This is a genomic window from Pedobacter sp. SYP-B3415, from assembly GCF_004138205.1.
Taxonomy (GTDB): Bacteria; Bacteroidota; Bacteroidia; order Sphingobacteriales; family Sphingobacteriaceae; genus Pedobacter.
The window spans coordinates 71517-95018 of the sequence record NZ_RXNQ01000037.1 but is presented as its reverse complement, the minus strand read 5'-3'; the positions used below and the strand labels follow the sequence as shown (position 1 = coordinate 95018).

21 protein-coding genes are annotated in these 23502 nt (G+C 49.2%); 5 read left to right on the top strand and 16 right to left on the bottom strand.

Translation table 11 applies throughout. The annotated features are described in order from the left end of the window. Nucleotides 1-39: 39 nt before the first annotated feature. The 3 genes from EJV45_RS18795 to EJV45_RS18785 form a co-directional block, all read right to left on the bottom strand. Nucleotides 40-426 carry a DUF2809 domain-containing protein gene (locus EJV45_RS18795; RefSeq protein WP_129718190.1) on the bottom strand — a complete coding sequence of 129 codons (387 nt, stop codon included), beginning with the start codon at nt 424-426 and terminating at the stop codon, nt 40-42. 71 nt (nt 427-497) lie between these two features. Next, nucleotides 498-1814, bottom strand: coding sequence for an adenosylhomocysteinase (gene ahcY, locus EJV45_RS18790; protein ID WP_129718188.1), 1317 nt, complete (start codon nt 1812-1814; stop codon nt 498-500). Nucleotides 1815-1971: 157 nt separating this feature from the next. After that, complete coding sequence (locus EJV45_RS18785; protein ID WP_165305108.1) at nt 1972-2808, bottom strand: peptidoglycan DD-metalloendopeptidase family protein; 837 nt, start codon at nt 2806-2808, stop codon at nt 1972-1974. A gap of 163 nt (nt 2809-2971) precedes the next feature. Here EJV45_RS18785 and EJV45_RS18780 point away from each other — a divergent pair, with 163 nt between their 5' ends. Continuing rightward, the gene (locus EJV45_RS18780; RefSeq protein ID WP_129718184.1) at nt 2972-3382 is read left to right on the top strand and encodes a BrxA/BrxB family bacilliredoxin; all 411 of its coding nucleotides are present in this window, start codon (nt 2972-2974) and stop codon (nt 3380-3382) included. Nucleotides 3383-3432: 50 nt separating this feature from the next. Here EJV45_RS18780 and cdaA read toward each other — a convergent pair whose 3' ends face one another. Together cdaA and folP are read right to left on the bottom strand one after the other, a co-directional pair. Continuing rightward, nucleotides 3433-4224 carry a diadenylate cyclase CdaA gene (gene cdaA, locus EJV45_RS18775; protein WP_129718182.1) on the bottom strand — a complete coding sequence of 264 codons (792 nt, stop codon included), beginning with the start codon at nt 4222-4224 and terminating at the stop codon, nt 3433-3435. Nucleotides 4225-4275: 51 nt separating this feature from the next. After that, entirely contained in the window at nt 4276-5127 is an 852-nt protein-coding gene (folP, locus tag EJV45_RS18770) for a dihydropteroate synthase (RefSeq protein WP_129718180.1), read from the bottom strand. A 144-nt stretch (nt 5128-5271) separates the two neighbouring features. On the opposite strand from folP, the gene EJV45_RS18765 reads away from it, so the two are divergent. The 4 genes from EJV45_RS18765 to EJV45_RS18750 are packed head-to-tail and all read left to right on the top strand — an operon-like array spanning nt 5272 to nt 8746. Beyond that, nucleotides 5272-5814 carry a DUF1599 domain-containing protein gene (locus EJV45_RS18765; protein WP_129718178.1) on the top strand — a complete coding sequence of 181 codons (543 nt, stop codon included), beginning with the start codon at nt 5272-5274 and terminating at the stop codon, nt 5812-5814. Nucleotides 5815-5851: 37 nt separating this feature from the next. Further along, nucleotides 5852-7003 carry a BT_3928 family protein gene (locus EJV45_RS18760; protein ID WP_129718176.1) on the top strand — a complete coding sequence of 384 codons (1152 nt, stop codon included), beginning with the start codon at nt 5852-5854 and terminating at the stop codon, nt 7001-7003. A gap of 1 nt (nt 7004) precedes the next feature. Further along, a complete protein-coding gene (locus EJV45_RS18755) occupies nt 7005-8060 on the top strand; it encodes an ABC transporter permease (RefSeq protein WP_129718174.1) in 1056 nt (351 codons plus the stop codon). Between the two features lie 29 nt (nt 8061-8089). Then, a complete protein-coding gene (locus EJV45_RS18750; RefSeq protein ID WP_240755350.1) occupies nt 8090-8746 on the top strand; it encodes a shikimate kinase in 657 nt (218 codons plus the stop codon). Here EJV45_RS18750 and EJV45_RS18745 read toward each other — a convergent pair. The 11 genes from EJV45_RS18745 to EJV45_RS18695 all read right to left on the bottom strand — a co-directional run bounded on the left by EJV45_RS18745 (nt 8743) and on the right by EJV45_RS18695 (nt 23492). Then, nucleotides 8743-9990, bottom strand: a complete 1248-nt coding sequence (locus EJV45_RS18745; protein WP_240755349.1) for a glutamate-5-semialdehyde dehydrogenase — start codon at nt 9988-9990, stop codon at nt 8743-8745. The two genes, EJV45_RS18750 and EJV45_RS18745, sit on opposite strands and share 4 nt — an antisense overlap. Before the next feature lie 4 nt (nt 9991-9994). After that, nucleotides 9995-11074, bottom strand: a complete 1080-nt coding sequence (gene proB / locus EJV45_RS18740) for a glutamate 5-kinase (RefSeq protein ID WP_129718170.1) — start codon at nt 11072-11074, stop codon at nt 9995-9997. Between the two features lie 63 nt (nt 11075-11137). Continuing rightward, complete coding sequence (crtD, locus tag EJV45_RS18735) at nt 11138-12604, bottom strand: 1-hydroxycarotenoid 3,4-desaturase CrtD (RefSeq protein WP_129718168.1); 1467 nt, start codon at nt 12602-12604, stop codon at nt 11138-11140. A gap of 3 nt (nt 12605-12607) precedes the next feature. Beyond that, a complete protein-coding gene (locus EJV45_RS18730) occupies nt 12608-14311 on the bottom strand; it encodes a M28 family peptidase (RefSeq protein WP_240755348.1) in 1704 nt (567 codons plus the stop codon). Next, nucleotides 14311-15099 (bottom strand): prolyl oligopeptidase family serine peptidase, encoded by a 789-nt coding sequence (locus EJV45_RS18725; RefSeq protein WP_129718167.1) that lies wholly within the window; start codon nt 15097-15099, stop codon nt 14311-14313. The genes EJV45_RS18730 and EJV45_RS18725 overlap by 1 nt, the downstream gene beginning before the upstream one ends. Nucleotides 15100-15240: 141 nt before the next feature. Beyond that, nucleotides 15241-17541: a beta-glucosidase BglX gene (bglX, locus tag EJV45_RS18720; protein WP_129718165.1), complete on the bottom strand. Its 2301-nt coding sequence runs from the start codon at nt 17539-17541 to the stop codon at nt 15241-15243. Nucleotides 17542-17552: 11 nt separating this feature from the next. Next, entirely contained in the window at nt 17553-18224 is a 672-nt protein-coding gene (locus tag EJV45_RS18715) for a GDSL-type esterase/lipase family protein (protein ID WP_240755347.1), read from the bottom strand. A 5-nt stretch (nt 18225-18229) separates the two neighbouring features. Beyond that, nucleotides 18230-19972, bottom strand: a complete 1743-nt coding sequence (locus tag EJV45_RS18710; RefSeq protein ID WP_129718164.1) for a family 43 glycosylhydrolase — start codon at nt 19970-19972, stop codon at nt 18230-18232. A gap of 5 nt (nt 19973-19977) precedes the next feature. Further along, nucleotides 19978-20376, bottom strand: a complete 399-nt coding sequence (locus tag EJV45_RS18705; RefSeq protein ID WP_129718163.1) for a hypothetical protein — start codon at nt 20374-20376, stop codon at nt 19978-19980. A 63-nt stretch (nt 20377-20439) separates the two neighbouring features. Further along, nucleotides 20440-21804 (bottom strand): glucoamylase family protein, encoded by a 1365-nt coding sequence (locus EJV45_RS18700; RefSeq protein WP_205942430.1) that lies wholly within the window; start codon nt 21802-21804, stop codon nt 20440-20442. A gap of 206 nt (nt 21805-22010) precedes the next feature. Beyond that, on the bottom strand, nt 22011-23492 hold the full coding sequence (locus EJV45_RS18695) for a RagB/SusD family nutrient uptake outer membrane protein (protein WP_129718161.1): 1482 nt from the start codon (nt 23490-23492) through the stop codon (nt 22011-22013). Between the last annotated feature and the right edge of the window lie 10 nt (nt 23493-23502).

Sequence of the window (23502 nt, the reverse complement as noted above, 5' to 3'; positions counted from 1 at the left end):
TTTTGTCGTTGCGGCGGGTTTTTCGATTTTCCACTAGCCCTACCCGCGCAGACAGATTCTTCCGATAAGCCGCTCGCTCAGCACGATACATAATGAACCAAGTGCATAGGCAATTACATCGTTCCAGCTAAAAAAGGTACCCAGAGCAACCTCAATCAGCGGATAACGATCAGCGCCGAGTCTTTCTGAGAAATTGAAGTATTGGGCTGCTTCAATTGCACATGCGAAAAGAAACACACCTGTTGCCAGTGGCAGTGCCGGAAGATTTACAAATGTGCGAATGAATGCATAAATCAAAATCACAACCAGGAAATCGCCGGCATACGGTCGAATGAAAGCGTCGTTGATATAGACCGCGATCAGCACCTCTGTAAGAAAAAGCAGTGCCGCAATACAGCAGTACACGATGTTGAAGCGGAACTTCATACTGATCTATAATGGCGCAAAATAAAAAAGCCGCCCTGCGGATGGCATGGCGGCTTATTGTTTTAAGTTTATTAATAGCGGTACGCTTCCGGTTTGTAAGGTCCCTCTACCGCAACGCCGATGTAATCAGCCTGATGCTGATCAAGAACATCAAGCTCTACACCGATTTTTTCGAGGTGCAAACGCGCTACCTTCTCATCCAGGTGTTTTGGTAATGTGTAGACCTTATTTTCATAAGCACCACTGTTCGTCCACAACTCAAGTTGTGCAAGTGTCTGGTTTGTGAATGAGTTACTCATTACAAAGCTGGGGTGACCGGTGGCACAGCCAAGATTTACAAGACGGCCTTCTGCAAGAAGGATAATGTCTTTCCCGTCGATCGTGTATTTATCTACCTGAGGTTTGATCTCTACTTTTGTGCTTCCGTAATTATCGTTCAACCAGGCAACGTCAATCTCGTTATCGAAGTGACCGATATTACAAACGATAGCCTTGTCTTTCATAACTTTGAAGTGTTCGCCGCGCACAATGTCACAGTTGCCGGTCGTTGTAACGATGATATCAGCTTCTTTAACCGCTGTAGCAAATTTTTTCACTTCGTAACCTTCCATTGCAGCCTGAAGGGCGCAGATCGGGTCAATCTCAGTAACAATAACACGTACGCCCTGAGAACTGAGCGATTCTGCAGAACCTTTACCTACATCACCGTATCCTGCTACAACCGCAACTTTACCAGCCAGCATAATATCTGTTGCACGACGGATGGCGTCTACAAGCGATTCACGGCAGCCGTATTTATTGTCGAATTTAGATTTGGTAACCGAATCATTTACATTGATTGCAGGAAGATGCAAAGTTCCGTTTTTCATGCGCTCATACAGGCGGTGAACACCGGTTGTTGTTTCTTCAGAAAGCCCTTTGATACCGGCAATCAGTTCAGGATACTGGTCAAACACCATGTTGGTCAGGTCGCCACCATCGTCAAGTATCATGTTCAACGGTTTGCGGTCTTCACCGAAATGAAGTGTCTGCTCGATGCACCAGTCAAATTCTTCAGCATTCAAGCCTTTCCATGCGTAAACTGAGATGCCGGCGGCGGCAATCGCAGCGGCAGCGTGGTCCTGCGTAGAAAAGATATTGCATGATGACCAGGTTACTTCCGCGCCAAGCTCTACGAGTGTCTCGATCAGCACCGCGGTCTGAATGGTCATGTGCAGACAGCCCGCAATGCGTGCGCCCTGAAGGGGTTTTGAAGGTCCGAACTCTTTACGAAGGGACATCAGGCCGGGCATTTCTGCTTCTGCCAGTTCGATTTCTTTGCGGCCCCATTCCGCCAGTGAAATGTCCTTAACTTTGTAAGGAACATAGGTTGTCTCTACTGATGACATCTTTGTTGTTTTAATGATTTGATCAGCAGCCTAATGCTGCATATTTATTGCCTTCCCGCGAAAGGCGAAAAGGCGGTACAAATATCGGTGATAAATATGAGAAAGAGGAATGGCCCTGAAAAATGTTGCCTTAGTCTGATGAAGCAGGTCGGACCGTTCAATTCAACGATAAAAAGCCTTTCGGATTTACGAATTTTCCGTTCCGGTGCACCTCGTAATGCAGGTGCGGTCCGGTGCTGCGGCCTGTAGAACCGATACGGCCGATCAGTTGTCCGATTTTGATCCTATCACCTTCCTCCACGTTAATGCGCGACAAGTGCCCGTACAGGGTCTCGAAGCCATTCGCATGTTTGAGTACAATGCATTTCCCATACCCACCACGGTAACCGGCAAAGGTAACCCGCCCCTGGGCTGTGGCTTTAACCGGATCACCCGTGTTTCCCTTGATGTCGACTCCCTTATGCCGCTCGGCATTGCCAAATCCAAAAGGATTCTCACGCTGGCCGAATGTTGAAGTGATGCGTCCGGAATAGGGGAAGCCGATAGGTGTATGGGCAAGATTAAAGATCACCTTATTCAGGTATTCTTTGTAATAGTTATTAATCTGATCTTCAGAAAGAACCTTCACCTTCTCATCGCTGAAGGCAGGCTTTAATCCGCGGGCTTTTAAAAATCTGTTGATGGTCGTCAGCTTGTCGTCTATCTCGGCAAACCGGTCAGGTTCTTCCTCTTTTACAGTATCCTGGGCAAGTTGATCCATTTCAGACTGGACCTCTTCCAGCTGGCTGGCCAGCACCCGCCCTGATTCATATAACTCGTTCCGGCTAAAGGTCAGGTAGATAATTGCCGTAACCATTGAACAAAAGACCAGTACCGCAGCCAGCAGATATCGTTTCCAGTTGGTTACAAATTTGCTCGGCACCTCAATTGGCTGAATCGCGTTCTTCTTCTCGTTGACAATAATGATTGTCGTTTTCTCTCTCCGTCTCCGCATTAATCCTTTGCTTTTTGACAGGTGCAAATTTAACATTTTCAAAATAATACTTCATTTCGGACCGAATATCATCCGATTGTTAATAATGTTTGGCTAAATGTTTTTCCGGTTGGATTTAGCTAATTTTGTAATCTTGAATTGAAAAACGAAATAATTTAACAAAATGTATCCTGAATATTTAGTTGAACCAATGCGCAAGGAACTTACCGGCGCGGGTTTCGAAGAGTTAAAAGACGCCGCCGATGTTGACAGCGCACTGAAAGGCGAAGGAACCGTGTTACTGGTGGTGAATTCTGTTTGTGGTTGTGCAGCGGCAAATGCCCGTCCTGCAGCCAGAGCTGCTGCGGCTCATGAAAAACATCCGGATAAGCTCGTCACCGTTTTTGCCGGCATGGAAAAGGAAGCGGTTGACAAAGCCAGAAGTTATATGATTCCTTATCCGCCATCGTCACCAGCTATGGCCTTATTCAAAGATGGTAAACTTGTTCATATGATCGAGCGGCATCAGATTGAAGGCCGTCCTGCACAGATGATTGCCGATAACCTGATTGGTGCATTTGAGCAATATTGCTAAGCTCATTGTAAAATAAACTGAAGCCATCCGCGAACCGGGTGGCTTTTTTGTTAGAAGTCTTTGTTGAGCAGCTTTTCCAGTTCGCCGAACGATACATTCATCCGCACACGCCCCTGCTTGGCATAAGAAATTTCGCCCGTTTCTTCAGAAACGATCACCGCCACGGCATCGGTCGTTTCAGATACACCAATTCCTGCCCGGTGGCGCAAGCCAAACTGCGGCGGCAGCTGATCGTTATCAGTGAGCGGTAAAATGCAGCTAGCGCTTTTGATCTTATTTTCAGAGATGACAACGGCACCGTCATGCAGCGGACTGTTTTTCTGGAAAATAGCTTCAAGCAGGCGCTTCGAAATTTTCGCATTGACCTCCTCGCAGCTATTTGCAAAAAACTGCTCATCATAAAATTTTACGATCACGATCAGGGCACCCGTACGCGTTTTCTTCATGCTTTTACAGGCGTCGATAATCGGTTTGATGCGTGCAAGGTTGTTCCGCTCAATATCTTTTCGTCCGAAAAGATAGCCCCACCAGGCTTTGTTTTTTTGCAGGAAGGCATTCTTTCCAAGCAAAAGCAGGAACCGCCTGATCTCGGGCTGAAAGATGATCAGCAGGGCGATGATGCCTACGCTCATGAACTTGTTGATGATCGCAGAAAGCAGTTCCATCTTCAGCGAGTCGACCACAAACCAGAGGATGAGCACAATGAGCATGCCCAGCAACAGATTCACTGCGAGGGTATTTCTTATCAGGCTATATACGTAATAGATCAGTATGGCCACCAATACCACATCAACTACATCTGTAACACTTATTTTAAGAAAATCGAATTCAAAACCCTTCATAGCGGCAATTTAGAAAAACAAATCTACATAATAAACGCATCGCTGGTCAGCCTATCCGCGGTAAAGTTCGCTGATCCGGATGCATTCAACCGCCTCTCGCACATCATGTACCCGAAGAATTGACGCGCCCTGCTGCAGGGCGAAGGTATTCAGTACCGTCGTTGCGTTCAGGGCTTCACCGGCTTTAATGCCCAGCGGTTTCCACGACATGGATTTACGCGAAAGCCCCGCGAGAACAGGAAGACCAATGGCTGTGAACCGGCCTAGGCTGCGCAGCAGTTCATAATTCTGATCGATCGTTTTTGCAAAACCAAAACCGGGATCAAGGCAGATCTGCGTTATCCCTTTTTTTCTGAGGATGCCCACCCGATCTGCAAAAAAAACTTCGAGCTCAGCGCACAGGTCTGTATAAGACGTTAATGACTTCATGTTCTGCGGCGTTCCCCGCATGTGCATAAGGACATAGGGCACGCCGAGCCGGGCCACGGTATCAAACATGGCATCATCGAGCGTTCCGCCAGAAATGTCATTGATGATATGGGCACCCGCAGCAACCGCCGCACTGGCTACATCTGCCCGGAAAGTATCAACCGAAATCAGCGCATGCGGAAACTCTCTACTCACCGCCCCGATAACCGGAAGCAGCCGGGCCAGCTCATCTCCGATGCTGATATCAGCTGCGCCCGGCCGGGATGAATAAGCGCCGATATCAATAAATGTAGCGCCTTCTTCAAGAAATTGAGCGGTTTTGCGTAAGGCGGCGTCAATGTCCTGCTGGCGGCTGCCCGCATAAAAAGAATCCGGCGTAATATTGAGGATTCCCATGACATGCGGCCGACTAAAGTCTACGGTCTTCGAGGCAAACTGCCAGCTTGAAGCAGTCGGCGGGTTGGTTTTAATCATGCCGTTGACGGTTGAGGTTTACGTTCAAAAATGTATCTTTAGCCATTGTTTGCCCCGATGCAACAGTCTGCAGCCGGTTAAGCCCGGGCTGGTATATGACAACCTCTGCCCGGCAGCAAAAATACTTAAAACCTATTAATTCTTTTGGCACAACAAAATACAGCGACAGAGTTCGACGCAGTGATTGCGCACTGCCGCACCCTCTTTCTTAAAAAAACAAAAGACTATGGCACGGCATGGCGTATTCTCAGGCCCAGCTCGATTACCGACCAGATCTTTATAAAAGCACAGCGCATCCGTACGCTTGAAGAAAAAAAGATTTCTAAAGTTGGGGAGGGCGTGCTTCCTGAATACATCGGCATTATTAATTATTGCGTGATGGCTATGGTGCAGCTCGAATTGCCGGAAAATGCGCCGCTTGAACTGGATCCTTCAGATACTGAACGTTTTTATGACGAGAAGATCGCTGAAGTGAAAGACCTGCTGTTTGCAAAAAATCATGATTACGGTGAAGCCTGGCGTGATATGCGCGTCAGTTCGATCACAGATCTGATCCTTATGAAAGTACTGCGGGTAAAGCAGATCGAGGACAATCAGGGTCAGACGCTTGTCTCTGAAGGCATAAAGGCAAACTACCAGGATATGATCAATTATTCTGTTTTTGCCCTGATAAAGTTAAGTTTATAGCTATTCCGGTCGGCAGCGGCCGCTAACTTTCATGAACATGAAAAGAAATCTGCTTTTGTTTGCGCGCATTGTTGTAGGGGTACTGTTTATATTTTCAGGTCTTATTAAAGCAAATGATCCGCTGGGATTTGGTTATAAACTGCAGGAATACTTCGAAGTATTCCACATGGGATTTCTGAACGGCATAGCGACATTGCTTGCTATCCTGCTTTGCACCCTTGAGATCGTGCTGGGTGCGCTGCTTTTGCTTGGCATATCTGGCCGCCGCGTTGCATGGGGCTTGTTGCTTCTGATTATATTTTTCACCCTGCTCACGTTTGTTTCTGCTGCTTTCAAGGTTGTAACCTCATGCGGTTGTTTTGGCGACGCCATACCACTTACGCCCTGGCAGTCATTCACAAAAGATCTTGTGTTGCTGCTGCTTATTGTTTTTATATTCAGGAACCGGGGCCGGATTGTGCCTGCAACAACCAACAGCCGCTGGCAATCTGCGCTTGTTGCCGCAGTCTCCATCATATCGGTGCTCTTCGGATCGCTTACCTATAACTACGGGCCGGTGATTGATTTTCTGCCTTATAAGATTGGGGCAAACATTCCTGCACTGATGCGCGTGCCCGCCGGACAAAAACCAGACGAATACAGAATCATGTATCATCTGGAGAATCAGAAAACGCATGAAACACGCGACATGAGCGATGCGGAATACCTGAAAGAAGGGATATGGAAAGATGATAACTGGAAAATTGTTGGTGAACCGAAAAAGGAGCTTTGGAAAAAGGGATTCTCACCGCCCGTAAAAGACCTCTTTATTAACGACGCCTCAGGTACCGATTACACCAGGGAACTTCTCGAAAACCCCTACTATAACCTGGTTGTTGTTGCCTGGAACCTGAATACGGTAAATGAGCAGGCTATCGCCGAAATAAATGCACTGGCGTTGAATGCCAGCGAACAATTTAATATCCGTACCGTGCTGCTAACAGCAAATTCTGCCCGTGATGCAGAAAACTTTACACGCAGGCACAGGCTGTTTATGGAAATTTTTTATGCTGATGCCGTTCCGCTCAAAAGTATGGTCCGTGCCAATCCCGGTGTGTTATTGCTGAAGGAAGGTACGATCATAAATAAGTGGCACTACCATAGCCTGCCGGATTTCGAAACTTTTTCCAAAGCGTACTTCCCCAATTAACATGCTGCGTTACACAATTAAAAAACTGCTGTATGGTCTCATTGTCATGGGCGGTGTTGTTGTGGTTGTGTTTGTCTTGTTTAATATTTTACCCGGCGACCCGGCAAGAATGACCATGGGGCAACGGGCCGATGTTCAGTCTCTTGATGCGGTTCGCAAAGAATTTGGCCTCGACCAGCCGAAACACATCCAGTTCCTGCTTTATGTGAACGATTTGTCGCCGGTAAGCTGGCATGAGGATAACGCGGCTAACCGCCAGAAGTACCGTTATATCCGTTTGCTTCCGGCTGGAAGTCATGCGCTGGCACTCAAGTGGCCGTACCTGCGCAGCTCTTACCAGACCAGGCGGGATGTTACTGCTATCTTGTCTGAAACCGTTCCAAATACCTTTATCCTTGCCGCAAGCGCTATGATCTTTGCTACGCTGATCGGCATCTTTTTGGGGGTGCTCAGCGCTGTTCATAAGGATTCATGGATAGACAGACTGGCGAATTCCTTTGCCATACTGGGCATTTCGGCACCGTCGTTTTTCGCGGGTATTATCATTGCCTGGATTTTCGGTTTCTTACTTAGCGACATTACCGGATTGGCCATGTCGGGCAGTCTGTACAGTTATGACCCCTTTCGGGGAGAGATCCTCACCCTGCGGAATCTTTGGCTTCCCATGATCACCCTTGGCCTGAGGCCGCTGGCTATTATTGTACAACTTACACGCAGCGCTATGCTCGACGTACTTGCGCAGGACTATATCCGCACGGCACGGGCGAAGGGCTTGAGCCGCAATGCTATTATCTATAAACATGCGCTGAAAAACGCGTTGAATCCGGTTATTACGGCAATTTCAGGCTGGTTCGCCTCGCTGCTGGCCGGTTCATTTTTTGTGGAGTATATTTTCGGATATAACGGCCTCGGTCGTACTACGGTAACCGCACTTGAAATGTCAGATTTTCCGGTCGTGATGGGCTCCATTTTATTTATTGCCTTTGTCTTCGTGGTGATCAATATCCTGGTTGATATGCTGTACGCTGTGGTAGATCCGAGAGTGAAGCTGGGGTAGAATCGGTTTATCGGTTAGAGTCAGGAGCCATGAGCCATGAATCAGGAGCCATGAATCAGGAGTCAAGAATCATGAGCCATGAATCAGGAGCCATGACTAACGATCCGGCTACGAACTACGAGATACTACCTACTAACTACGAAATACTAGATACTAACTACGAACTATACATGTTAAGACAAAAAAAGGGAATCATCTTCTTAGTCGGTTTTATGGGATGCGGCAAGAGCACCAAAGCCAAACAACTGGCTCAGCGTCTTGGTTGTCCGGTAATAGACCTCGACGATGAGTTGGTCAGGCGAGCGGGGCAAAGCATTACTGAATACTTTGCGGCACACGGCGAGGCGGGTTTTCGCGAGCTTGAACGTGATACGCTGCGCCAGTTTGATTATCCGCAAACATGCGTTGTAGCAACCGGGGGCGGTTTGCCTTGCTTTCACGATAATATGAAGTGGATCAATGACCATGGTCACAGCGTATACCTCAAAATGGAGCCGGCCCAGCTGGTTTCCCGTCTTCAGAAACGTGAAAAGCGGCCGCTTATCAAAGATATGGACGATGCCACGCTGCTCAACTTCATCGCGCAAAAGCTTGAGGAGAGGAATCCGTTTTATAATCAGTCAAAAATCATTCTTAATGCATTCGACCTTAGTGCCGAGCAGCTGGAGCAGGCCGTATTTTCTTAACCCCTGACCTGGCCGCTGCCGCGGATCTGCCATTTGTAACTGGTCAGTTCCTCGAGTGCCATTGGTCCGCGGGCATGCAGTTTTTGCGTACTAATACCAATCTCGGCCCCCAGGCCAAACTGCGCACCATCGGTAAAGGCGGTAGAGGCATTAGCATAAACGGCGGCAGCATCAACCTCCTGTAAAAAGCGGTCCAGGTGTTCCGGCGTTTCTGATACGATGGCCTCACTGTGCTTCGAGCTGTACCCCGCAATATGGTGTAGTGCAGCATCAAGATCAGCTACCGTTTTTACGGCCAGTTTCGCCGACAGGAATTCGGTGCCAAAGTGTTCCGCTGTGGCCTGGTGCAGAAGAGCCGCCGGATATCTCCCGTCGAGGACTGTTTTAGCACGATTGTCAGCATAAACCTCAGCACCCGCAGCAGCAAGGTCTTTTAACAGCTCCGGCAGATCGCTCAGGCGGTTTTGATGGATAAGCAGACAATCTAATGCATTACACACGCTTACGCGGCGCATTTTGCTGTTCGTTACGATCTCCCTGCCTTTGTCCAGGTCTCCGCTTTCATCAAAATACGCATGTACAATGCCGGCACCGGTTTCAATAACAGGCACCTTGCTATGCTCGCGAACGTAATCGATAAGCTGCTGGCTACCTCTTGGTATCAGGACATCCACATACCTTCTTGCTGAAAGGAGGGCCGCTGTTGCTTCGCGGTCTGGTGGAAGCAGGACGGCCAGATTCTCATCCAGATTATGTTCTTTCAGAACCCTGTGAATAATGCTGATCAGCGCGGCATTTGAGAAAGCAGCATCACTACCACCCTTCAATACTGCTACATTGCCGGTTTTGAAGCACAAAGAAAACACATCAACCGTTACATTTGGCCTGGCCTCGTAGATAACCCCTACAACACCCAGCGGAACGCTCACCTTCAGCAACTCTAAGCCGTTTGGAAGCGTTTTCTCGCTGAGGCGTTTTCCCAGCGGGTCAGCAAGCGATGCCACCTGCAATACTTCTGCAGCGATACCTGCAATCCGGTCTTCAGTAAGTTTTAGCCGGTCATATTTCGGGTCCTGGGGAGACATCCTGTCCAGGTCACGCTGATTTTCGCGCAGAATCAGAGCCGTATGTTCATGCAGCGCCCCGGCCAGCCGGGTGAGTACGGATACTCTTCCTTCTGCTGTAAGGGCTGCTGTAAGGCGGCTTGCCGCAGCTGCCCGCTTAAAGTATTGTTCGAAATCCATGCTGTTAGTTCGAGATATAAAAATAATCGTAGTGCACCAGGGGGCGCTGGTTTTTCTGGCCGATCCGCTCTTTGGCCTTCTCCGCCCCATACTCGGCAATACCCAGGCCGATCATCTGACCTTCCTCATCAACCACGCGGATGATATCTCCTTTCTGAAAACTGCTCAGCACGGCAGTTACGCCAACGGGCAATAAACTGCTTGCACGGCCAGATGTCAGGGCAGTGCGCGCGCCATCATTTACCCGCACTGTGCCCCGTGCTGCTTTTTCTGAATGAGCAATCCATTTTTTCTTGTTTGAGGCGTTTTTGCCGGTTACAAAGCGGGTATGGGCAAGCTCGCCCGACAGCAGCGCTGGTAACACATTGTCCACTTTTCCGTTGGTAATGTGCACCGGTATGCCAAGGCTGGCTGTTTTGATGGCCATGCTGGCTTTTGTGAGCATACCCCCGCGCCCGAACTGGGATTTACCTGTTGTTACATACCCTGCAATTGAGGCAGCGTTACCGCTAATTTCTTCAATCAGGCTTGAGTCTGGATTTTTTGGGTCGCCGGTATAGATGCCGTTCACATTCGATAAGATGATCAGTGCATCTGCACCAAGCATAGACGCGACCAGTCCGGCGAGTTCATCATTGTCGGTAAACATCAGTTCTGTAACCGACACGACATCATTTTCATTGATAATCGGTACCACCTTATGCTGCAGCAGGATCTGAAGGCAGTTTTTCATATTCAAGTAATGCAGACGATCGCGAAAATCTTCTTTTGTAACCAGCACCTGCGCACAGGTCATTTCATGCGCTTCAAACAATGCTGCATAGGTATTGATCAGTTTTACCTGCCCGATCGAGGCAAGCAGCTGCCTTGCCGCTACTGCATTCTGTTTTTCGGGCACCCGGATGATACTTCGGCCGGAGGCCACCGCCCCTGATGACACAAGCACCACCTCGATGCCCTTGTGTTTAAGGGCAGCAATCTGGTCTGTAATTTTCTTTATACGGCTGTGATCTGGAAGGCCGTCATCCTGCGTAATAACGTTTGAGCCGATCTTGACAACGATCTTCCGGTAAGGAAATTTCATCTTAAAGTTTTTTGGTTAGCGACAAAGGGCCGTCGCCAAATTTAGAAATAAATGGGAAATTGCCTAGATACAGTCAGTTGCGATCTTAGCTGAAAGCAATGCAAGCGGAATTCCGCCACCGGGATGCACACTCCCGCCACAGAAATAAAGGCCGCCGATACGCCGGCTGAAGTTTGAATGGCGTAAAAAAGCTGCAAAACGGTTGTTCGAGCTGTTTCCGTAAAGTGAGCCCTGGTATGAGCCCGTACGGCTTTCAATGGTTAGCGGGTCAAGAACCTGCTCGTACACAATATGTTTCTCCAACCGAACGCCCAGTAACCTATTAAGTTTAGTGATGATGTTTTTGCGTGCTTCTGCGATCAGCATTTCCCAGTCCTGACCATTCGCGGCAGGCACATTGATCATCACAAACCAATTTTCGCTACCTGGCGGTGCATCTGCCGGAAGCAATTTTGAACTGATGTTCACATAAACCGTCGGGTCAGCGGTAATGCGCCCGTCATTCCAGATGGCCTCAAATTCAGCTCTGTAATCTGCAGAAAAGAAGATGTTATGAAGGCCGGTTGTATCAAACTGCCGGTTAATGCCCCAGTAAAAGATCAGAGCAGAGCTGCTTCGCTGCTGGGATAGCAGTTTTTCGGGGGCGGGCGTGTTCTTTAACAGTTTTCTGTATGTAAACCAGATATCAAGATTTGATATTACCGCCTCCGCGCGATGAAATCCCGTACCGGTAGAAACCCCAGCTACTTTATTTTTTTTCAGGACAATTTCCGATACGGCTTCATTGTAACGCAGCCGGGTGCCCAGCTCAGTGGCCAGCTGCTCCAGGGCGCGTACAATACTGTACATGCCTCCTTCAGGAAAGTATGCGCCGAAATGATTTTCGAAATGAGGAATTACATTTAGCGTTGCCGGAGCCTGGTAGGGGTCTGAGCCGTTGTATGTGGCATAGCGGTTAAACAGCTGTACCAGCCGCGGATCAGCAAAAAAAGATTCATTGGCCTCGTTTTGGGTGCGGAAGGCATCAATTCCGCCAAATTGCATCATGGACCGCAAGGTATCCATATGAAGGTAGCTCGAAACTTTGTGCAGGCTCCTTTCGAGGAATACACGGTGCGTAATGTTGTAGATCTTTGCACTTTTGTCCAGAAACCGTGCAATGTCACTTGCGCTGGTCCCGGTCCTGGTGCTGAATTCGGCGATCAGTTTGTCCCTGTCAGCCCAGGCGGTGAGCTTAAGTCCATCTTCGTAGAAATACCGGCAAACTTCGTCAAGTTTCTGATAGCGGAAGTAAGCAACGGGGTCTTTGCCGGCCAGACGGAACAACTCATCGATATACTGCGGCATGGTAAACAGGCTCGGACCAGCATCAAATCTGAAACCGTTATCACTTATTTCAGCAAGCTTGCCTCCGGCAGCCGATGCTGCCTCAAAAACCGTAACCTGATAGCCTTTAAGCGACAAGCGGATAGCGCTTGCCAGGCCGCCAATGCCTGCGCCGATTACGATCGCTTCCGCTTTTGCTGCCATCAATTACAGTTGTTGCAGCATAGCTGCGGTTTCCTTTTCCAGGGAAAGAACGGCAACCTTGATCGATGACCCAAGGCGTGTTGTTTCCTGTTTAACCGGCAGTTGCCCGATACTTGTCAGTGCGGCATTGTACCAGGCGGCCCAGCTTTCAATAATGTGTTTTTCTGTCTTCGGTTCCTTGCCTGCGGCAATTGCGGCCTTACTGAGCCTGAATTCAGCCTGCATGCGTTTCGTGGCGGCTTGGTTTACCAGCTGCAAGACTTCCAGCGCCGTTTTTTCATCCGCACTACAGAGGGTAAGTCCGGCGGCCAGTGCGCACACACCTACATTCTTCATCGTAGCAGAAGAAACTTTATCAAGCCTGTCGTTGTCGGTATGGTAAAAGACATCGGTAAAATGCCACATGAGCAAGCCGGGAATTCGATTCTGCAGGAAGGGCGTATGGTCGCTTCCGCCTTCAAACGGGTTGCTGCTTACCTGCCATCCCGCGTAGCGGCCCTGGTCGTTGCATACTGAAAGGATAAAGTCGTTATAATAATGAGGAAAAAGATCTTTTTCTGTAACCGACCCTGCGCCCCATTCGCTGTGTTTGTCATCGCCGCGGGTCCAGATGGCAGAAGGATCGGGCATCCTTTCAATCAGAAATGTCCCGCCTGTCTTTCGCGTATCTTCGCCCACCATGTCAAGGCTCATTCCCCACTGAATCCCCTTCGCGCGCAGCGAGTCATCTTTGATGAAACGGCGGGTTGAAGTGATTTCATCGCCCCATAAAAAGGTCAGCGTGCGCCCTGGCTGTGCCTTGCCCGACTTTTGTAATTCTGCCGCCAGCCGGGCCATTTCTGCGAGCGTAGCCACACCGGTAGCATTGTCGTTGGCTCCTGGCTCCTGTACGTGTGCACTGTAAACAAAGCGCTCATTGGGTTTTTCGCTGCCGCGGATTTCCGCAACAAGGGTCAGTTCTTCTGCCCTGTAAGATTTGGTCTGAACCGTAACGTCGAGTTTAACCGGACCATGGGACAGCGCTTCCTGAAGACGTTTCCTGGCCGCAAACGAAAGGTTGATCGCAAACCCACGGTCTGCCGGGTTGCTGATCCCTGAAAACTGGATGGATGTTACATGTTTCTCTGGCTGTGTGTAAGCAGGCATTGCATAGCCGAGCACACCGGCTGCGCCGGCTTTCATAGCAGCATTAAAAAACGTCCCCGGCGATTGGTCAATGTACACGATTTTGCCTGAAACCTCTGCCGTAGCGATGTCGGTAACCGATTTCAACCGGATAACCTCGGCAGTAAGCCCTTTAGCAGGTGTAGATGCCGAATTTATGGCCAGCATATTTCTATTTGTCCTGAAGTCAAGCAGGTTTTCCTTATCTCCTGATATACGAAGGTGCGCGCTAAGGGGTTCCCAGGTGACGCCGCTCATCGGCCTGCGTTCAATGCGGTACGACAGAACAGCATTTTCACCGGGCTTTTGAACCTTGTAACCCGCTTTCGCAAGCAGGTCGGCTACATAACCAATACTTTCGTTAAAGCCGGTATTGCCCGGCAAACGCCACCGCTGTTCAACAAAAGCAGTTGTCTGAAGTGCGTTATTTTCAATAAATCCGCTCCTTGCCAGGTCAAGGTATCGGGCCGCCGGTTGTTGTGCTAACATACAGAACGGCAAAAGCATCATGCTGAGCAGCACGAACCGGAATTTAATCATCATCAGGGTTTCTTATGGGAAAACAGCCAGGAGAGAAGTCCGGGCTCTGCAAATGCAGGATCCCAGCTGTTGTGGTTCGCCTGCGGATATAGCGTAAACTTAACTTCTGCCCCCAGCGCTTTAAGCCGGTCGGCAATAGCAATTGAATAGGCTGGATCAACAATGTCATCTTTCGCTCCATGGAAAATCCATAGTGGCACATGTTTGTAACGTTCGATATTGCGTGTATTATCTCCCCCGCAGATAGCAAATGCAGCTGCAAACGTACGACGCTTTCTTCTGAGCAGTTCATAGGTGCCCATTCCGCCCATAGACAGACCGCCTACATAAATTTCCTTCTTTGAGACATAAGGCTTGTGCGCAAACTGTTTTACCAGCCCCAGCAGTCCTTTCATGGCGCCGGTTGGTTTCCCGCCTTCCTGAAAACTAAAACTGCGTTTACCCTTGTTGTTGGTTGTGATATTCACATTTGCCCAATAGCTGTTTTGGCTGCATTGCGGAAAGATGACGATAGCTGGAAATTTTTTCCTGACATCTTCACGCAGAAATAATTTTGCTCCGTGCGTAAGCTGCTTCTCGTTATCGCTGCCGCTTTCGCCGCGGCCGTGAAGTACGAACAGCAAGGGATATTTTTTCTTCGGATCAAAGTTTTCCGGCCACAGAATACGATATGGAATCGTATCGTTTCTTTTCAGATACTCACCGCGCTGGTAGCGCTCCAGGTTTTGTGCACGCAAACCGCCGGCACAGAGCAGAAGGGCAAACAGCAAAAAGGTCAGACATCTCTTCATCGTTGTTCTTTTTCAGCGCAGGGTCCCGGAAAACATATGCCCATGCACAACCCGGACGGCACCTGCAGTCAGGCCGTAAAAATAGAAAAAGCCTGACTGTTTCACAACAATCAGGCTTTGATTAGGATGCATAAGAACTGTCTATTTCGAGAAGCGGAAGTCAGCAGACTTCACATCACGGGAGTTGGCACCGATGAAGACTTTGAAATCGCCGGGCTCTGCGGCATATTTCAGGTTTGCATCGTAAAATTTCAGCATCGCTTCATCGATACGGAAACTGACCTCACGGCTTTCACCGGGCTTCAGGCTGATTTTCATAAAGCCCTTGAGCTCTTTTACCGGGCGGGTAATACTGCCCACCATGTCACGGACGTACAGCTGAACAACTTCTTCGCCGGTCGCTGATCCTGTATTCGTCACCGTTACGCTCGCCATTAAGGCTTGTCCCGGCCTTACCGCCGGCCCGCTTAGTTTAATAGGGGAGTAACTGAAAGTAGTATAACTCAGGCCGTAACCAAAGGGATACAGGGGGTCATTGCTTACGTCAAGATAGTTGGAACGGAATTTCTGGAACCACTGTCCTTCTGCCAGCGGCCGGCCGGTATTTTTATGTGCATGGTAGAGCGGGATTTGGCCGACATTCTGCGGAAAAGTAGCGCTGAGTTTTCCGGAAGGGTTCACCGCTCCGAACAGCACATCGCCGATAGCTGTTGCCGCCTCTGTACCCCCGAACCAGGCGTTCAGGATGGCTGGCACATGCTGGTTCTCCCAGGTAAGCACAAGCGGGCGTCCCGTAAACAATACCATAACGACCGGCTTTCCGGTTTTAAGCAGGGCTTCGAGCAGCCTGCGCTGCACATCGGGGATCTCAAGATTGGTGCGGCTGGACGCTTCCCCGCTCATTTCAGATGATTCGCCTAAGGCAGCGACTACCACGTCGGCCTTTTTTGCCGTATTTACCGCTTCGCGGATCATGTCTTCCTCGCTGCGGTTATCGCGCGGAATCTCGCGTCCAAACATGGTAGCACGCTGTTGATAAGCAGCATCGCTGAGCAGGTTGGAGCCCATGCTGTGCAGAATCTTTACATCATTTCCCGCTACCTCGGTAAGGCCCTGAAGCAGCGATTTGGTGTTCTTCAGGTCTGAATTCACGCTCCAGGTACCCGGCATATTGCTGCCGGTATTGGCCAGTGGACCGATCAGCGCAATTGTGCCGGATTTTTTCAGCGGCAATACATTGCCTTCGTTTTTTAAGAGAACAAAAGATTTTGTTGCCGCTTCGCGCGCAGCTTTCAGGTGCTCGGGGGTGAGTATCTCGTTTTTCGCCCGCTCTTCACTGCAATACCGGAAAGGATCATCAAAGAGTCCGAGTTTGTATTTAGCTTCGAGAACAAGACGACAGGCATTATCAATCTGCGCAGCTGTCACTTTGCCTTCCTTCAGCGACTTCTTCAAGGTGGTCAGAAAGCCTTCGCCAACCATGTCCATTTCTACCCCGGCTTTAAGAGATAATGCAGAGACCTGCTGCAGATCGCCCAATCCATGGTCAATCAGCTCGTTGACAGCGGTGTAATCGGTAACGACGAATCCTTTAAAACCCCATTGTTTACGGAGCAGATCTGTCATAAGCCATTTATTAGCCGTTGCCGGCACACCGTTTATATCGTTGAACGAGGTCATGACACTGCCGGCACCTGCGTCTATAGCAGCTTTATATGGCGGAAGGTACTCATTGTACATCCGGTTCAGGCTCATGTCTGTGGTGTTGTAATCGCGGCCCGCTTCTGCGGCGCCATACAATGCAAAGTGTTTTACACAGGCCATGATCGTATTGTTTCTGCTCAGGTCGTCTCCCTGGTAGCCTTTCACCATAGCCGCAGCAATACGGGAACCAAGGTAAGTGTCTTCTCCGCTGCCCTCAGAAATACGGCCCCATCGTGGATCGCGCGAAATATCGACCATAGGCGAAAAGGTCCAGTTCAGACCGTCGGCACTCGCTTCGATGGCTGCAATGCGGGCTGTGCGTTCAATAAGCGACATATCCCAGCTGCAGGACAAAGCAAGCGGAATAGGGAAAGTCGTTTTATAGCCATGAATAACGTCCTGGCCAAAAATGATCGGGATTTTTAGCCGGCTTTGGTTCACCGCAATTTCCTGTGCCTTTCGAATACGTGCAGGCGTGGTCAGGCTGAAAATTCCGCCTACCTTGCCCTCTTTGATCTTCGTTTCCACCCCCGTACTAACGACTGAGCCGGTTGTTGCCTCGCCACCTGTTAGCAGGTTAAGCTGACCGATCTTTTCATCGACGGTCATTTTTGCCATAAGTTTGCTGATGAATGTATTCATCTTTGTCTGTGCGGGTGTCTGCCCGGGCTTCTGCTGCGCGGTTACAGCGAGCGAAGCGAGCGCAAGCGACAGAAAGAGATATTTTGTCTTGTTCATATCGTGTGTTGTTATTTTAATAAATAGGGCGTCAGTTCACGCGCCCAGATTTCATAGCCTGCCGGTTTCATGTGCAGCATGTCATCCTTAAAAAGCTCGGGTCGCAATTTGCCGTTGGCTGTCTTCATTTTGCTGTTTACTTCGACAAACCGGGTATTGGGATAGTGACTCATGTATTCTTTGATCAGAGCATTGGTATGCAAAACCGCCGCACCGATTTTGGTGCGCGACGGACTTTCTTTGATCGAAATAAAAATGACCGGGACATCCGGCTGGTTGTTGCGGATATTGGTAAAAAAGGCAGCAAAGCGGTTCAGCGTTTCGTAAGCAGATGCGCCGGCAGCAAGATCATTTTCGCCGGAGTAAATTACCACCTGCCGGGGTCGGTACACCGATACGAGCTCTTTTGTGTAAAAAGCCGCATCTTTCAGGGTTGAACCGCCGAAGCCGCGGTTGATGGCATTGTATGCTTTGTATCTGTTCTCCAGATCGCTCCACATGCGAACAGATGAACTGCCTACAAAAACGATTCCCCCAGCGGCAGGCCGGTGGGTACTGTCTTTCTTTTTGAAGGCCTGAACTTCATCAAAGAAAGGCGGACGTGAACCCTGGGCATGAACATTTACTGCCATAAATGTGGTCAGCAATAAAAAGAGAAGGCTTCCGGTAAGGTTTTTTTTCATCTTGGTTAATCGACTTTTATAACTTTAGATCGTTTTGAAATACCATTTTCGTTGATGGCTTCTATGCAAAAATAGTAGGTCTTTGTATTGTCCATCCCTTTGTACCAATATTCATTTTGGTTGTGTACCATGATGCAATTGTACAGTTTGTCTGGTGCTATGCCCGTATAGATGTTGTAGGCATATGCATCGTCGGCGGGTTTCCACCTGATCCAGGCGCTTCTTTTGTCTTTCTCGGTTCGGAGCACAACAAAGTCTTCAGGCACCGCAGCCGCTTTGCCGGCCCCTTTTCCAAACACCCTGAACCCGCTGATAGCAAATTTGCCTGTAGGCATATGCACATTTTCCAGGCGGATATAGCGGGCCTGTACGGGCGTCTTAAGTTCAATATAATCGTGGGGTACGTCACGCCGGTTGTTGCTTTTGTCTTCCAGAACTTTCCAGTTTTTTCCATCAGATGAATATCTTAAGATATACTGATGATAGATGCTGGTTTGTTTGCCGAGAAATTCGACATCCTGGTCCGCATAATTGATCTGCACCGCGTTTATTGTTGATACCTCGCCGAGATCACTTTCTATCCACTCATTTTTTTCCGCAGTTTTAGCGCTCCAATAAGTTTTAATGTCCTCATCGACCGAATTGTTCGCGGTGTAGCCGCCCAGCGTGGAAGAAACACGGACGGGCTTGTTGTAGTTAAGCAGCATCCAGCCGGTAAATGTGCCAGGTTTGCCCTTCCCGGGGAGGAAATGCGGATAATCGCCGAACGCTGCATTCATATACATGACATCGTCGCGGTCAAAGCCGGCAGGCCAGATGCCTATGCGGCGTTCAAAATTATTTTTTGCGGAGAGAACGATCGTCGAAACGTGCCAGTAGTTTTTGTTATTGTCCTGAAAGGTAGCACCGTGCCCCGCACCGCGGGCAAAACCGCCGGGTTTGTATGAAAAGGGAATGCTCTGTTGTTCAAAAGGCCCCAGGGGGTTGCTGGAAACAGCCACGCCGTCTGCATAACCGCTGAATTCTGTGCCAGGCGCACCGTACTGGAGGTAATACTTTTTGTTGTGTTTGGTTACCCACGCACCTTCTACAAAAGGATCAAGAAAAGTATTATCCAGGTGCTCGCCAAAGCGTTGCCAGCCAAACCGGTCGGGTTTCAAAACCAGCAGCTCTTTTCGTGTGCCCTGCGGCTGAAAAGTCTTGCGGTCCAGCTCAATGCCATACAAGGGGTAGGTGTTGCTGCTGCCATTGTACATGTACAGCCGGCCATCGTCGTCAACGAAGTGAGCCGGGTCCCAACCACCAATATCAAATTTGTGCACAGCCTCCTTCCACTCATTTGCTTTCGGGTTTGTGCTCATCCAGATCGGGAAGTTCCTTGCGTAAGTAGATCCGAATACCAGCATCGTATCACCCTGCACCCAGACCGAAGGCGCGCAAAGATCGTCGTAAACCTTGTGTTCCGGCCGCAGGAAGTGACGCTTGACAAATGTCCAGTTGCTCATATCACTGCTGTGCCAATAACCCCACTGGTTAGTAGAAAACAGGTAATAGTCACCCTTATAGTTTACAATTACGGGGTCTGCCGTGGCCCGGTGTTTCCCCCAGTTAGTGAAATTTGGTATGGGCGTGTAGCCATAATCTACGTTGATGGGATTGCAGTAGGTCTTTTGCGCGGCGGCCGGGCTGCCCGACACGAGGGCAAATAAAATCGCCACTGCAAAACTGAAAAAATGTTTAGCTACCATAATCGTTAATTAAAAATAGTGATCCGGGCGCAGCTCTCGCATCCGAGGGCCATTCCAGTTACACTTAGTCCGGTTACGTGGCTCTGGTGCTCCCAGTAAACCCACATGTCATGCGCGCCACCGGTCGAACTCAGGCTGACCGTATAGAGATCACCATTCGCCGGCAGTTGGCCGAGAACTGTGCCTGCAGGCGTGTGCGGTGGAATATAATACGTTGTACTCCCACCGCTGGCATTGTTTTGAATAACGGCATAAACACCGTCGCTCGTGGAGTTGGAGGCGGTAAGATTTACGGTTGCAAGGTTTTTGGAGCTTACAGTCGGTTTAGCGGAAATAAAGCCGGAATGAATAAAAGCAACCGCCAGCAGGGCGATCACAGAAAATAAGGAAATGATTTTTTTCATGATGATGATTTTAATAGGGTGAAAAGATGATATCCTGTAGCTAAACATTCATTCCGTTTCGAATTACTTTGATACAGTGAATCCGAGTTTACTCAAGCCTGCCTGCACGTCTTTATTTTGCATAAAAAGTTTCCAGAGCAAACCGCTGCGGTAATTTTCAATCATGACAACCATTGGCCCCTGATCGATACCGAGGTAGCGCTGCGGGTAATAATTATCTGTTTCAGAATAAGCATCATAAAAGCCAAACTCGCCCCAGATCTTGTCGCCCAGCGTTTCATACATATACCGCATAGTGCGGATGGATTCTTTTGGCGTATAGGGCAGAGATGATATCGCTGCTGTTGGTGAAATAACCCCGAAGTCTTCCTGCGGACTGTGTGCAGCGTACCCTTTTACGGAGTAACTGGCCGTTAAGCCCCACGAGTCAGCGCTGTAGCCTTTCCATCCTTTCGGGTTGCGCACGCAATAGTCATGAATGGCGCGCGTATGGTTTACATTGTTCTGCCAGTAATCACCATACTGGTCCCTGAGGCCTTTCGGATTCAGACCAAGATAAGAGTAGTGAGCCCAGAACAACGGTCCGACGCTGTTTTTTGCGCCCTGAAAATCAAATGGCACTTCATGTCCCTCTACTTTATGCGGTGCATGTATGGCGCCGCTCCGGGCCCAGCCTTCATGGTAAACCGCTGCGGGAACGGTATGGGTAGGCGAAGAGGCTGCCAGCACGTACATGATAAGGCATTCATTGTAACCTTTTACCGGAAAGTTCATTTCCCAGCCATACTCCGGAGACCAGTGCCAGTAAAGTACGTTCTGACCTCCGTTTCGGTACCAGTTGAAATCAATACCCCGCCAAAGATCATCTGCCTTTTTTGCAACTGCCTTTTCTGCGGCCGAACCATTTTTGTAGTATTCATTGATACAGATCAGCGACTGAGCGATAAATGAAGTCTCCACAAGATCACCTCCATTGTCTTTCCGGCCAAAAGGTTTTACTTTTCCGGTTTCACCAACCATCCAGTGCGGCCATGCACCATGAAAGCGATCGGCCTTTTCAAGCCAGTTGAGAATTTTGCTAAGGCGTTCCAGGCCGTCTTTTTTACTTACGTAACCACGGTCAATGCCACTGAGGATAGCCATCAGCCCAAATCCGGTTGCTCCCGTAGCCACGATGTTTTTATCATTCTCAGGGTACACGTTATCTGAATGATAGCGCTCGCGTGCAGCTCCTGACACAGGTTCAGCACCTTCCCAGAAATATTTGAAGGTTTGTTTCTGTACCAGGTCGAGCAGTTGTTCGTCTGAAAGACCTTTTTTAATGGCAAGGCCGGTCTGGGCCGCATTGTTTTTTTGATCTTTCTGCGCCGGCGACTGGCAGGCACAGGCGATCAGCAAAATAAGGGGGACAAGAATCTTTTTATGCATAGCTGTCATTGAAGCAAGTGGCGGCTGGTGCCAGCTTGATTAAGGTAATCATTTATGTTCATTACTGCAGCGCTGCATGCATGCAGGCACACCGCAATGGTTATATGGATTGCTAAAATAGCCGTACCCGGCATGCAGGTACGGCTATGTCTTAATAGTTTTTGTCCTGGACGGCTTATTAAAGCGACATCCAGACAGGACACGGACTAGTAGCCTGGGTTCTGCGTAAGCAGGCTGCCGCTCAGATCTATTTCCTGTTGAGGAATAGGCCAAACTTCGTTTTTGTTGGCTTTCCAGCCTTTGGGGCCGAAAACTTCGGCAGCTCTGCCCTGACGTACCACATCAAAATAACGGTCACTTTCCAGGGCAAGTTCAGACTGACGTTCTCTCCAGATCGCTGCGCGAAGTGCAGCCTTGTCTGTCGTTGTTACATCAGGCAATACCCCCGTTGCGGTACCGCGCGCCCTGGCACGTACCCGGTTAAGCGATGTTAAGGCCTGCGTCGTGTTACCCAACTCGTTCGCTGCTTCCGCATTCATCAGCAGGATCTCGGCAAATCTGAGCACACGGATGTTTTGCTCCGCTCCCTGGTTGCCAGATACAAATCTGCTGAAAGGAACATATGATTTTTGGTTGTAACCGATATTGGGAACTGTAGTAGGAATAAGATCGCCCTGGGGTGTTCTTTCACCGGGGAAGAGAATGGTCGCATCGCGACGCGGATCCCCGGGTTCGAAAGAGTTAATGAGTGATGCAGATGGGGTATTAAAGCCCCAGCCTCCTGCAGGCACACCTGCAACCCCTTGTACCTGGCTATATTGAGAGTTATTGGCAGCGTTGTTTCCTGCAACAAATTCCGCCTGGATTTCGAATACAGATTCTACACTGTTTTCATTTTCTACACGGAACAGTTTTTCGAAATCGGGGAAAAGGTTGTAACCGAGCCCCATCACCTGATTGGTATAGTTTTGTACTTCCGTCCATTTTTGCTGGTACATAGAAACCTTTGCCAATAGACCCAATGCTGCGCCTTTTGTGGCGCGGCCTACATCTGTAGCAGGATACGAGGCAGGCAGTATAGCTGCAGCTTCAGTAAGATCCTTTTCGATCTGAGCATATACTTCCTGACGGGTAGCCCGCGGAAGGTTGTATTCGGAGTTGTCTTTGGGAATGTGCAGCCTTAGAGGAACACCGCCATAAGCACGTACAAGTCTGAAGTAGGAATATGCACGCACAAATTTTGCTTCACCCAGGTAGCGGCTTTTTAGACCCTCATTCATCGTGATTCCCGGAATATTATCCAGGACCTGGTTACAGAAGTTAATGTTTCTGTATTGCCCGGTCCAGAAGCTCTGTAAAGATCCTTCGGTCGAACCGACCGTGAACTGATCAAACAGATTGAAAAATGTTGCATCTGTTGGGGTACTGCCCTTATCAGCCTCATCAGAAGGTGTGCTCTCTATTACAAGTGCCGGAAAGGCGACGTTTTCCCAGCTGCGCAGGTTGGCATAGATCGCGTTCACCGCTTTGGTTGCATCAGCTTCGGTTTTCCAGAATTCAGTTGCCACCTGTTGGCCCTGCGGGTCAACATCAAGAAAACTGTCTTTACAGGAAGATGCGCCTAATATAATTGTAAATAAGCATGCGGCACCTAATTTCTGCCAGCTTATCGAGTGAGTTGTTTTCATGTTTTGTTCG